We start from the raw sequence: 13,099 nt of genomic DNA on the forward strand, positions 1-13,099 counted from the left end.
TTCCCTTCTACACCTGGAATTTACGATAAGCCAGAAATTCAAGACTGGACAGATGAGTACTTCCAAGGCGCTCCAGTAGGACAAATTTATGCAGAAGCTGCAGAGAAAGTGGTTCCAGTATACTTTGGTCCTGATCATCAAACAGTGAACACTGCAGTTAAAGATGCAATTAACAATGTTGAAAACAATGATGCAGATCCACAAGCAGAGTGGGATGCGGCTATTGAACGTGTAGATCGAGAACTAAGATAATAATAATATGAATTTTAAAAAATAACATAATTAATCAATTGAATGCGCTGATCAATTTTAATGGTCAGCGCTTATAATGGAATGGGACAATTTTTAATTTTAAAACGATTCATCTTCAAAAGTAACTGAATTTTCAAATTATAATTTAGAACTAGGTTTTTATTTTAGAAATAATTCTCTTCAGCTTACTAATTATACATATACAAAAATTTTATATTCAGTAGATAATTTTACCCAATGAATGGAAGGAGGATTTCCCATGGAAGTGCATACAAAAATACGTACAAAATCCAATAATAAACCTCGTTTCAAATCTGGCTTACAAGCACGCAAGGATGCATTATCAGGTTATTTATATGTAGCTCCGTTTTTTATTTTATTTTTAACGTTTGGTATATTTCCGATTTTTTATAACTTGTATATCTCTTTATTTAGTTGGAAATTATTTGGGGCTGAGCCTGAGTTTATTGGCTTACAAAACTATGTATGGTTATTAACGGATGATCCAACATTTATTAAAGCAGTAGTGAATACTTTTTCTATATGGATTATTTCTACTATACCTCAATTATTTATCGCATTAGTGCTTGCTTATGTATTAAACCAAGCTTTTGTGAAAATGAAAGATTTGTTTCGAATGGCCATTTTTATGCCATTTATCACGTCCATTTTAGCAGTAACGATTATTTTTAACTCTTTATTCTCTAGAGATTTTGGTTTAATTAACTTTATTTTAGGTACGGAAGGATTAGATTGGAAAAATAATCGAATTTTAACTCATTTTGCTATAGCTACAATGGTGAATTGGAGATGGATTGGTTATAATACGATCATTTACATGGCAGGATTACAAACGATTGGCAAGGATTTATATGAAGCTGCAACAATAGATGGAGCAAATAAAATCCAGCAGTTTTTCTATATCACAATTCCACAGCTTCGTCCCATTATTCTCTTTACGATTATCATGTCCTCTATCGGAGGTATGTCATTATTTATAGAACCATTGGTTTTTTTAGATTTAAGAGGTGGTTCTGCGAATCAAGGTTTAACCATGTTCCTATACTTATATGAAACCGCATTTGGAACCAAATACAATATAGGATACTCTGCAGCAATTTCTTGGGTCATGTTTGTCATTGTGGTCATGTTTGCATTGTTGAATTGGTTCATTACTACGAAAGTTATTAAGGATTAGAAGGGATGTGAGGAATCATGAAAAACAGAGCAGGTCGTTTTATATCTTATCTGTTTCTTCTTATTTCATCATTAATTTCAATATTCCCATTTTATTGGATGTTTGTCATAAGCACAAATACAACGGCGGCAGCCAATAAGTTCCCACCAAAAATCATTCCAGGTGATCAATTTATTGCAAACATTCAAAATGCTTGGGAAAATGCAGATTTTATTGCGGCTCTATTTAACACTTTAATCGTTGCAGGAACAATTACGATATCCCAGTTATTTTTTTGTTCACTTGCGGCATTTGCACTTGCCAGATTACAATTTAAAGGGAGAAATTTTGTCTTTATCATCATCGTAAGTACTTTATTGTTACCACCAGCTAGTCCGATCCCACTCTATATCATCGTAAGTAAATTTGATTGGATCAATAGTTTGTATGCGGTTATCATCCCATTTTTAGTAGGAGCTTTTGGTGTGTTTTTAATGAAGCAGTTTATTGAAACAGCTATACATCCGGAACTAATTGAATCAGCTAAAATGGACGGAGCTAGAAATTTTCAAACGTATTATCGAATTGTATTACCGATTATCAAACCTGGATTAGCTACATTAGCTATTATCACATTTATGGCGATTTGGAATGATTTTGTATGGCCATCGATTGTATTGAAAGACCAATCTGTACAAACATTACAGCTAGCTGTTCGAGGATTACAGAATGCATATAACCGCGATACAGCATTAGTTGTAACAGGCGCATTTATTACAACGCTGCCACTTCTTGCTATTTTTATTCCTTTTAGCAGGCAGTTTATTTCAGGATTAACAGAGGGTTCTGTTAAAGGTTAGAGCTAGTATGGGTATATGTGAACATATTTAACTTATTGAAGTTAATATTTCTATGATCTTAACTGCGATTAGCAGTTAAGATCATTTATTATAGAAAAGCAAATTAGTACTTTTATACTATTCAAAGCAACCTGTGTCTTCATGGACATAATTTCCTTATAGATGATATAATGATGGTAGTTTTTACAAGGAAGGGGGAACGTTATGTTTATTAAGATCGCGAGCAAAGTCAACGCTTTATCAAATATAATTAATCTAAGATTGAAACTAATTATATTATTCCTATTTATGTTTATTACTTTGTTAACTCTGGCTTTTATATTAAATACTTCCCTTAATAGTATCAAGGGAACGGTCGAAGATTCATATGAAAATAAAATTGGGTCCATGAATGAATTGCAAAGCTTAACGACGAAAATATTAGAATTTAATCAATTGATCATGACGGCATCAAATAGTCCAAGTTTAGCAAACAGTTATGAAAAGAGAATTACTGATAAAATGAATGAAATCGAAATCATTGTATTTCAGCAAGAGGAACTTGCTAGTGGGGATAAGCAATTAGCTATTGCTGATTTATTAGTTAAGGATTGGAATAGCTTTTTAAATTATAAGAATAATATTCTTAATGCAATAATAGAAGGGGATCCTGCGAAGTTCAATAAAGCATATCAATCTTCTTTAAGAAGCTTGAATGGTATCGTTAACAATTCTTCAACGTTGTATGATTTGAAGTACAATGAAGTTTTAAATTCACAAAATACGATAGAAAATTCACAAAATCTTGCACTTAAAAATAATATGATTGTTATAGTTACAGCTATTATTATTTCCTTGTTATTAGGTTGGTGGATTTATAGTAGTGTTGTAAAACGTCTTCATCGCTTAGTTTCTTACAATTATCAATTATCTAAAGGTGATTTAACAGCATCGAAATTGAATATCTCAAAAGACGAACTTGGGTTACTAGCTAAAAGTACGAATCAAATTTTAGATAATTTAAAAATGATGATTTCAGATGTAGGTCACTCTATTCATTTAATGAATAATAATGTGAAAAATGTAAATCTTGCAATTTCTGAAAATTATAGTTCAACAGAAATCATTGCTAAAAATGTAGACGAGATTTCAAAAGGAATTTCAGAACAAGCTAGTTATTCAGAAGGTTCTTTAGTAAATATATCTGAGCTTGATCAGTCTGTAACAGATATTATCGATATTATAGAGAAGTTTAAAATTTCATTAGAACATACATATGGAAAGATTGAGAATGGTACAGTGGATTTAAATGAAACGATGGGACAAATAAAATTAGTTGAAGACTCTAATTTTGACCTAATCTCTTCCTTTGAAGATTTAAATCAAGAGCTTGTACAAATACGTAAGTTTTCAGAACAGATTGTTAAAATATCTCGAAATACTAATATATTATCTTTGAATGCATCTATTGAAGCTTCTAGAGCAGGAGAATTTGGAAAAGGATTTGCTGTTATTGCGGACGAAATCCGAGAGCTATCTTCAGAAACAACAAAAGTTGCAAATGGGGTAATGGAGGTAGTGGCTAAAAATGAAGAAAAAACAAAACAGTTTCAAGAGTCTCTGCTTATATCAAATAAAAAAACTTCTGAAGGCAGAACTACATTTAAAGCAACCTATGATAATTTTATGGAAATAAACGAAATGTTTACACAAATGAGTTATCAAATGAATGAAGTGCTGGAAAGGGTAAATGTTATTAAGAAGCAAAGCGAAGAAGTAAATAATAATATGTCAGATATAACGGCTATTTCAGAAGAAACTTCGGCTGGTATTCAGGAAATAGCTTCTTCTACGAATCAACAGGTGGCTCAATATAAAGATATCGTCGATTCTATAGATGAACAAAGTGAATTAGCTAATAAAATGAATCAAAATATTAAACGTTTTAAATTAGAAAATGAATAATAAAATAATACATAAAAACACCACAAATAACGACATTCTCTTCTAAAAATCACCAAAAGGTGATTTTTTTCTTTTAAATAGATTATATCATTTTTGTGAACTTCATATTATAATTGTTATCAGAGTGTCATTTTACATATTCAATTTACATATGGAAATTAAATAATGGAAAAGTGTGAAGTAGAGTAGAGAGGAGATTTTATGAAAAATTTAGTCAAAAAATTAAAAATATTTCATCACTTAACAAATCAAATTAGTTTTAAAATTAAACTAATTTTCACCTTTGTTTGTATGTTATTTTTGATTGTACTCAGTACAACAATGTCTATGTTTTCATTAAATAATATAGAAAATACGATGCAGAAAATATATGATGAGAAACTAAAAAATATGGAATTAACACAGATATTGAAAGATGATTTAGTTGAGCTAAATCAATTTATATTACTTTCTAGTTCAAAAATATCCCAAAAAATAAATCCAGAGTCTGAATTAAAAGGTAGATATGAAAAAATCGAAGGAATTATTTTAGAAATTAGTTTAAATTCTAAAGAAGAAGATGAAACTGAATTAATTAAAGAAATGAATCAAAGCTGGACAACTATAGTGGAGAATCAACCCACTTTAAACAGCAGCTTTATAGATGGAGATTATAGTGCATACCAAGCTGTCTATCAGATTATTTCACCTAAAATAAATCAAATCATAAAAAAATCAAATGAATTATATACGGTTGATTTTCAACATGTACTAGCTTCACAAGAAATTGTTAAGCAAGAAAAAAATAATTCTGTGATTAACAATTTAACTATTTTCGTAATATCGGTTATTGTATCTATAATACTAGGTTATATCATATATCAAAATATAATGGGCAGGTTGAAACAGATCTTGAAGTTAAATCAAGGTATTTCAGAAGGAAATTTAACCTTAGAAAAGATGTCTATTTCCAAGGATGAATTAGGTATTTTAACAAAAAGTACAAATCAGATCTTAGACAACTTTAAAAATATGATTAAAGATGTCAAACAGTCAATTGTTTCAATGAATTTAAACGTAAAAGTTGTTGATGATGCAATGACTGAAAACTATGGATCTACAAAAGTCATCGCAAAAAATGTAGATGAAATATCAAAAGGGATTGCTGAGCAAGCAAGTTATTCGGAGAATTCATTAGTGAATATAGGTGAGTTAGATCAGTCAGTGAGAGAGATTATAGATGTTATTAATAAATTTAAATTAGCTTTAGATGAGACATATACAAAGGTAAGTAACGCAACTGGAGAGTTAAATGAAACGGAGGGGCAGCTTGAGTTAGTAGAGGATTCAAATATACAATTGATCAGTTCATTTGAAGCACTAAATCAAGAGCTTAAACAAGTTAGGAAATATTCAGAGGAAATTGTTAAAATATCTAGAAATACTAACATATTATCTTTAAATGCTTCTATTGAAGCAGCGAGAGCAGGAGAGTTTGGTAAAGGATTTGCTGTTATTGCAGATGAAATTCGTGAATTATCTACTGAAACAACAAAAGTAGCAAATGGTGTAATGGAAGTAGTTATCAAAAATGAAGAAAAAACATTGGAATTTCAACAATCACTTCAATCCTCAAATGAAAGTACAGCAAAGGGCAGAGATACATTTAAATCAGCTTATCAAATCTTTATTCAGATTAACAATATGTTTCTAGATATGAATAAACAGATGGCCATTGTATTAGACAGTGCGAATCACATTAAAAATCAAAGTGAAAATGTAAGTAATCATATGACAGATATCAGTGCAATTTCTGAACAAACCACGGCAAGCATACAAGAAATTGCCTCTTCAACACATCAGCAGGTAGCACAGTTTAAAGATATGGTAAATACTATAAATAAACAAAGTGAACTAGCTAATACAATGGATCAAAATATTAGCCGTTTTAAACTAGATAAAGAAGACAAATAATAATGTAATAGACAAAAAATCACTACATTGACACATGTTAGTGATTTTTTTTATTTAAAAGTTATATCATTCGCAAATTAAGACTTCAATATTATGAATATGCTTTTGAATTTAGTTTATTCTAGGCAGTTACTCTGTAATTACTGGTGTACTTTCATCAAAATACTCTTCTAGTGTAATGTTGTGACCCATTATTTCACTAGCTATTTCTTTTCCTACGTATCTTAAATGCCATGGTTCATAAGCATATCCTGTAATGTGTTCTTTATCTTGGGGATAACGAATAATAAAACCGAATTCAGCAGCATGCTCTGCTAACCACTGTCCTTCCTTCGTAGATCCTAAGCTTTCTTCTAAAACGTTATTTACACTGGGGCTAGAAACATCAATGGCAAGTCCAGTTTGATGCTCACTTGTTCCAGGGTATGCACTATATCTTCGTGCCTGTTCTTCTCCTTGTTCCTGTACATTCCAATTAAATATTGATTTTTGGGTTTGATAAGAACGGTATCCAGAAACCCCATTTAACTGAATATTCTCTTGTTTTGCTTGATCAAATAATTGTTCCAGTGCTCTAGCAGCCTCTTCTCGCAACCATTTTTTTTCACTTTCTCCTGTAAAGGAGAAAGGAATATTAGGCTGAACAAGGTCAGTCGGTATATAGTTATCTTCTAAGCTTCTTTGTTTATTTACTAAAACAGCGGTACTTTCTTGATTTGTAATTTTAGGAATTTCACTATTTGATGCGACTATGGTATTCTCTAAACTGTACTTTACAGTTATGGTGATTTGTGTTGTAAATCCTTCATAATTTGCATAAACATCAATTTGATTTCCCGTTTTTGCTTCATTTGATAGGGAAAGTAAGCCTCTATCATCGATGGAAGCAAGGTTTGTTGGTTGAATATCATAAGTAATATCCATTGGGTTAATTTCTATTTCTGTATGCTCTGTTGTTATGGAATAAAGCTCGAGTGAAAATGTGGATTTAGGAGATAAAACCATCTCTTCATCACTAAAAAATATGCTCTCAATTTCATTGGTTTCTAATTCGTGAGGAAGTTTATCTACTTCTTTTTTAGTTTGTACATCTGGTGCGTTTGTACTAGAAGGTATTAAAGTATTTTCGCAGCCTGTAAGTATTATGGAACAGCTCACTATTGCGCTTATGCTATATGTAAAGAAACGAGTATTTAACATGATTGCTCCTCCGATGTTTAAATATGAATGAAATGCACTTTATTATACCATGAAAAAAGATTGACAGAAACTAATATAAATAGCACAATACTAATAATTGATTTTATTGGTTGAAGATGAGCCTTGTATAGGCAACTTCTTAGAAAGGATGTCAAATGGATACCTCAATTATATTTTCAGGAATCGTATTTGGATTGTTATTTTGGTTTATATATCAGCAGATGCCAGTGAAAGGTTTAAAAACATTAAGTACAACGGACTTTTCCGAAGCTTTGAAAAACAAATCAGACAAGGTTCTCATTGATGTTCGTGAACCATATGAATTAAAAACAGGGTACATTAAGGATGCAGTGAATATTCCTCTTTCACAAATTCGAAATAGACTGGATGAAATTCCTCAGGATAAAACAGTCATGTTATATTGCAGAAGTGGCTTTCGGAGTAAAAAAGCAGCACGTATATTAAAAAGGAAAAAAATTCAAAACATGATCCATTTGCGAGGTGGCTTTGTGTCTTGGCATGGTGAGGTTAAAGCTCCTAAGTAAAAAAGGGGTTGCAAAAAAATACAATTTTTGATAATATACTACCTAACGTTTGGTTGGTATAGAGAGTGAGAGGTTATATGACTAAAAATAAAATTTTAAAAGAATCTTTAGGTTTATTTGCAAATAAAGGGTATTACGAGACTAGTATGGAAGATATTGCAAGTGCAGTAGGTATAAAAAAAGCTTCCTTATATTCTCATTATGCTGGAAAGGAGGATATATTTTCTGCTGTTTATAATAAGATATTAGTTGATAATTCAGCATTCATAAAGGAATTAACAACGTTCAACAAAGATATACAATCCCAAGATAAGCTGAAATTTATTTTTAATCGTTATGTGAAAAACTGTAAAGATAATGTACAGATGGAGTTCTGGGATCGTTATTATTATTATCCACCTGAATATTTGAAGGACTACATACATGAAAAAACGGAAGAAACAGAAAAGGGTATGATGAAAGAAATTGAAAAGATCGTTGAAGAAGGTATTAAAAAGCAAGAGTTTATTCAGAAAGATGCCTCAGATGTTGCACTTTCTTTTTATTATATGATGATTGGTTTTGCAATGAGTGTTAAGTTTTACACTAACAAAGAAATTGAGAAGGACCTGACTAGTTGTTTAAACGTCTTTTTAGGTGGGATTGGGAAAAAGTAAGTTATTATTATCCATATGGAACAATAATAACTATCTTCTAGAGAGATGATGACCTTGAACTTTAACTACCAAACGATAGGTTGTTTTGTCTATTTTATTATTAAAATTTTAAAAATGGAGGATTTTAATATGCAAACACAGATGAAAAGAGAATTAGGAAAAACAGGTATTGAAATTAGTTTGTTAGGTTTAGGGTGTTGGGCAATAGGAGGACCATTTTTACTTGAAGGAAAGCAGGATGGTTGGGGTGAGGTAAACGATGAAGAATCTATATTGGCTATTCATGAAGCCATAGAGCGTAATATTAATTATTTCGACACCTCTGATGTTTATGGTATAGGGCACAGTGAACGAGTTCTTGGTAGAGCTTTAAAAGAATATAGAGATAAAGTCGTTATCGCCACTAAATTTGGATTTACTTATGATGAGGAAAAACGTGAAATTACTGGACAAAACATAACACCAGAATATATTCGAAAAGCTTGTGAAAAATCATTAAAACGTTTGCAAACAGATTTTATTGATGTATATCAAATTCACCTCTGGTCATTACCTCAAGAGAAGGTTGATATCGTAATTGAAACTTTGAATCAACTCCAGAAGGAAGGTACTATTCGTACATATGGATGGAGTACCGGCGACTTGAAGTGTGCTCAGTACTTCGCAGAAAATTCAAATGGATCTTCTATATTACATCCAGTGAATGTGTTTGGATACAACAAAGAAGTTATTAAATTATGTGAAGAGCAGAATTTAACAAGTATTAATAGTACTCCATTAGCAATGGGAATGTTAAGCGGAAAATTCAATGAAAATACAAAGTTTACCCCAGATGATGTAAGGGGCAGTGGCTTTGATTGGATTCCTTATTTTAAGGAAGGAAAACCAGCACCGGAATTTTTGGAAAAATTAGAGGCAATTAAAGAAATTTTGAAAAGTGATGGGAGAACTTTAGTGCAGGGTGCATTAGCCTGGAACTGGGCAATAAGTGGGCAAAATATTCCTATTCCAGGTTTTAAGACTGCAGCACAAGTCATTGAAATTGCAAAAGCAATGGAATTTGGACCATTAACTCAACAACAAGTTGAATCTATAAATCTATTAATAAATATTTAGTTTTATAGAGGGAGGTTTAACAGTAAATGAAAAAAGTTAAAAAAGCAATTATACCTGCCGCTGGTTTAGGAACTCGTTTTTTACCTGCAACCAAAGCCATGCCAAAAGAAATGTTGCCAATAGTAGATAAACCAACAATTCAGTATATCGTTGAAGAAGCCGTAGCTTCGGGCATTGAAGATATTATGATTGTTACAGGGAAAGGGAAGCGAGCTATTGAGGATCATTTTGATCATGCATTTGAATTAGAACAAAGATTAGAACAGAAAGGGAAAGTGGATTTACTTGAAAAAGTTCAACAATCTTCAAGATTAGCGAATATTCATTATATTAGACAAAAAGAGCCAAAAGGACTAGGTCATGCAATTTGGTGTGCTCGTACATTTATTGGAGATGAACCATTTGCCGTTTTATTAGGGGATGATATTGTAAAATCTAGTGTGCCTTGTCTTCGTCAACTAATTAATGAATATGAAAAAACGTTAGCTCCAATGATCGGTGTCCAACAAGTACCTGATGAAGAAACTTATCGATACGGTATTGTTAATCCAATAGATCAATTAGGCAGGCGTTATCAGGTTAGAGATTTTATAGAAAAACCAGATAAAGGAACGGCTCCATCTAACTTGGCAATCATGGGTCGTTATATTCTCACACCAGAAGTATTCATGTTTTTGGAACAACAAAATATTGGAGCAGGTGGAGAAATTCAACTTACAGATGCTATTTCTAATTTAAATAAAATACAACGAGTTTTTGCATATGAATTTGATGGAAAAAGATATGATGTTGGAGAAAAATTAGGTTTTATTAAAACAACAATTGAGTTTGCTATGCATAATGAGGAATTAAAATTTGAGATTGTGAATATGTGTGAACAATTGATAGAGACATTTAAAGTGAAAAAATAAGTCATTCGTATCCTAGGGGAAGTGGACCTTTTGTATCTTAATTATGTAAATAATTTCAGGGCTGTTGCTATTATCTTTGTCATAGCAAGTCATGTGATTGAGCCTTTTAGTCAATCTGGAATGATCGTATATTCTATTTTTTCCAATTTATTTAGAGAAGGTACCGTTCTTTTTGTTTTTATTGCTGGCCTTTTATTTCATCATTTATCTTTTAAATATAAATATTCCAAATATTTAAAGTCAAAGGTTAAATATGTGCTAACACCATACATTATAATATCTATACCTGCCATCCTTTTAGTAACATCTTTAGGTGGTGTTCCAAGACATGAGTTTATTTTGGATTACTCCAAGTTTTTTCAAGTATTCTATTTATATATTACGGGTTCTCATTTAGGTCCTTTATGGTTTATCCCTATGATATTTATTTTTTATGTTATTTCTCCTATTTTAATAAAGTTGATAGATTGGGAATATTTCAATTATGTATTCATTGTTTCATTTATCATTTCAATTTTAACGTTAAAGAATTTTGATAACGTTATCCAGAGTTTTTTACATTATTTTTTTTCGTATATTGCTGGAATGTATTTGAGTAAAAATAAGGAAAAAATATTATCATTTATTGATAAATATAAATTCATTATATTGTGTTTATTTACTGTTTTATTCACAGTAGGGACCATAACTCATTACAATGATTTAGGACCATTAACAGATATATTCATTTATTCAAACAAAATAGTGTTAGCATTTTTAATCATGTTTTATTTATATAAATATGATAGTAGGATAGAAAAGAAATTTGATAAATTAGCACAATATAGTTTTGGTCTCTTTTTTATACATGCCTACATATCAGGGATATATTTTAAAATTATTGAGATTTATGTTAACTTAAATGGATTGAATGATATATATAACTTCTTTTTAATCATTATATCCACAGTATTCATTACAGTGATTAGTTTAATGTGTTTAATTCCAGCTAAAAAAATATTAGGGAATAAAAGTAGATATCTCATTGGATAATCATGTGAGAATCTAAAGAGTTTATTTTCTCCCAGTAATTAGATTTGGATAGAAATCTAATTACTGGGTTTTTTTTATGGAAAAGAAAGTATTAATGTTCATCATATTTTTCAAGTCATAACCAATTATGAATAATTATAATTTACAAAATTTAGAAGTACTTGAAAAATTTAAGATGAAAATATACTGATTTAATGGTATTTTGTGAAAATTATTGCTATAAAAAGTAATTTGCTGTAAAATAACAATATATTTTGGAAGCTTCTGAATTATTATAATATTTTTTAAATTTATAATTATTCAGAAAGTTGAAAAAATATAAGGGGGAATATAAAAAATGGAGGTGTAGTTTTGCTTAGAAGGGATCGTGATGGTATTTTACAAATTGATCAAGAGATAGAAAAAAACTATGATATCGTTACATTGAGTGTAATCAAGCATTTTATTCAACTTCTAAGAATTCATCAATGGCCTAAAAATTTGTTTGTATTTTCAGGTTTGTTACTTGCAATGAAAGATGTAAATTTGAATATGGTTTTAGTTTCGTTTCTGGCCTTTTTTTTGTTTTGTTGTATTTCTAGTTCAGTGTATATTGTAAATGATATTGCTGACATAAAAAAAGATAGTCTGCATCCGGTGAAAAGATTAAGACCTCTTCCATCGGGAAAAATTAAAATTAGACACGCCTTTTTAGTATTTTTAGTATTAAGTTCATTTACTCTGTTATTTTCATTTCAACTAAATCTATATTTTGGCATCATAATTAGTTCATACTTTCTTCTAAATTTATTTTATTCATTTAAATTAAAAGATATTGTTATTGTAGATGTATTGATTATTTCCATTGGATTTGTGCTCAGGTCTATTTCAGGGTTTTTAGCCTTAGGTGTAGATATTTCCATTTGGCTAATACTTAGCATAGCATTTTTAACTATGTTTTTAGGTTTAAATAAAAGGAAAAAAGAGATTATAAGATTAGCAGAAAATTCAAAAAAACATAGAAAAAATTTAAATGATTATTCTATCGCTTTAATAAATGAGATATTGCCCATGTTAACAGCGTGTACTATTATCTCGTATTCGTTTTACATTATATACGATGTTAATTCTAGGTACATGTTGGTAACGATTCCAATCGTACTATACGGTATATTAAGATATCAATATTTAACAAATCAAACAGAGCATGGTGAAAGTCCAGATTTAGTATTGCTTAGGGACAAGCCTATTATTTTTATCATGATATTATGGTTGTTAGTACATATTTCAATTAGTTTAGGAAGTGCTATTTTGGAGCTATAAACATAATGAGTATTGTACAATACTCATTTTATAATTCTGTGTACATGTTGGTAACGATTTCAGTCACTACTAAGATATCAATATTTATTGAATCAAACAGGAGATGGCGAACGTCCTGAATTAGTGCCTTAGGGAGATCATTCTATTATTT

Annotated in this window: 11 protein-coding genes and 1 pseudogene; 11 read left to right on the top strand and 1 reads right to left on the bottom strand. The window is 30.4% G+C overall.

The annotated features are described in order from the left end of the window. The 5 genes and pseudogenes from ERL59_RS04315 to ERL59_RS04335 all read left to right on the top strand — a co-directional run. A pseudogene (locus ERL59_RS04315) lies at nt 1-252 on the top strand (carbohydrate ABC transporter substrate-binding protein); the annotation flags it as partial. A gap of 259 nt (nt 253-511) precedes the next feature. Continuing rightward, nucleotides 512-1,450 (top strand): carbohydrate ABC transporter permease, encoded by a 939-nt coding sequence (locus tag ERL59_RS04320; RefSeq protein WP_235929792.1) that lies wholly within the window; start codon nt 512-514, stop codon nt 1,448-1,450. A 17-nt stretch (nt 1,451-1,467) separates the two neighbouring features. Next, nucleotides 1,468-2,289: a carbohydrate ABC transporter permease gene (locus tag ERL59_RS04325; protein ID WP_160644905.1), complete on the top strand. Its 822-nt coding sequence runs from the start codon at nt 1,468-1,470 to the stop codon at nt 2,287-2,289. Between the two features lie 204 nt (nt 2,290-2,493). Then, nucleotides 2,494-4,233 carry a methyl-accepting chemotaxis protein gene (locus tag ERL59_RS04330; protein WP_160644907.1) on the top strand — a complete coding sequence of 580 codons (1,740 nt, stop codon included), beginning with the start codon at nt 2,494-2,496 and terminating at the stop codon, nt 4,231-4,233. A 201-nt stretch (nt 4,234-4,434) separates the two neighbouring features. Further along, entirely contained in the window at nt 4,435-6,186 is a 1,752-nt protein-coding gene (locus tag ERL59_RS04335) for a methyl-accepting chemotaxis protein (RefSeq protein WP_160644909.1), read from the top strand. A gap of 129 nt (nt 6,187-6,315) precedes the next feature. Here ERL59_RS04335 and ERL59_RS04340 read toward each other — a convergent pair whose 3' ends face one another. Further along, nucleotides 6,316-7,386, bottom strand: a complete 1,071-nt coding sequence (locus ERL59_RS04340) for a M15 family metallopeptidase (protein WP_235929793.1) — start codon at nt 7,384-7,386, stop codon at nt 6,316-6,318. A gap of 155 nt (nt 7,387-7,541) precedes the next feature. Here ERL59_RS04340 and ERL59_RS04345 point away from each other — a divergent pair, with 155 nt between their 5' ends. The 6 genes from ERL59_RS04345 (at nt 7,542) to ERL59_RS04370 (ending at nt 12,948) form a co-directional block, all read left to right on the top strand. Beyond that, the gene (locus tag ERL59_RS04345) at nt 7,542-7,931 is read left to right on the top strand and encodes a rhodanese-like domain-containing protein (RefSeq protein ID WP_160644911.1); all 390 of its coding nucleotides are present in this window, start codon (nt 7,542-7,544) and stop codon (nt 7,929-7,931) included. Between the two features lie 77 nt (nt 7,932-8,008). Then, nucleotides 8,009-8,587: a TetR/AcrR family transcriptional regulator gene (locus tag ERL59_RS04350; protein WP_160644913.1), complete on the top strand. Its 579-nt coding sequence runs from the start codon at nt 8,009-8,011 to the stop codon at nt 8,585-8,587. Nucleotides 8,588-8,716: 129 nt separating this feature from the next. Next, nucleotides 8,717-9,703: an aldo/keto reductase gene (locus ERL59_RS04355; RefSeq protein ID WP_235929794.1), complete on the top strand. Its 987-nt coding sequence runs from the start codon at nt 8,717-8,719 to the stop codon at nt 9,701-9,703. A gap of 26 nt (nt 9,704-9,729) precedes the next feature. After that, on the top strand, nt 9,730-10,614 hold the full coding sequence (galU, locus tag ERL59_RS04360) for a UTP--glucose-1-phosphate uridylyltransferase GalU (RefSeq protein WP_160644915.1): 885 nt from the start codon (nt 9,730-9,732) through the stop codon (nt 10,612-10,614). Between the two features lie 30 nt (nt 10,615-10,644). Further along, nucleotides 10,645-11,646: an acyltransferase family protein gene (locus tag ERL59_RS04365; RefSeq protein ID WP_160644917.1), complete on the top strand. Its 1,002-nt coding sequence runs from the start codon at nt 10,645-10,647 to the stop codon at nt 11,644-11,646. Between the two features lie 351 nt (nt 11,647-11,997). Continuing rightward, nucleotides 11,998-12,948 (top strand): decaprenyl-phosphate phosphoribosyltransferase, encoded by a 951-nt coding sequence (locus ERL59_RS04370; protein ID WP_201763477.1) that lies wholly within the window; start codon nt 11,998-12,000, stop codon nt 12,946-12,948. The last annotated feature ends 151 nt before the right edge of the window (nt 12,949-13,099 follow it).

It is taken from the genome of Chengkuizengella marina (genome assembly GCF_009910845.1).
Classification (GTDB): Bacteria; Bacillota; Bacilli; order Paenibacillales; family KCTC-33759; genus Chengkuizengella; species Chengkuizengella marina.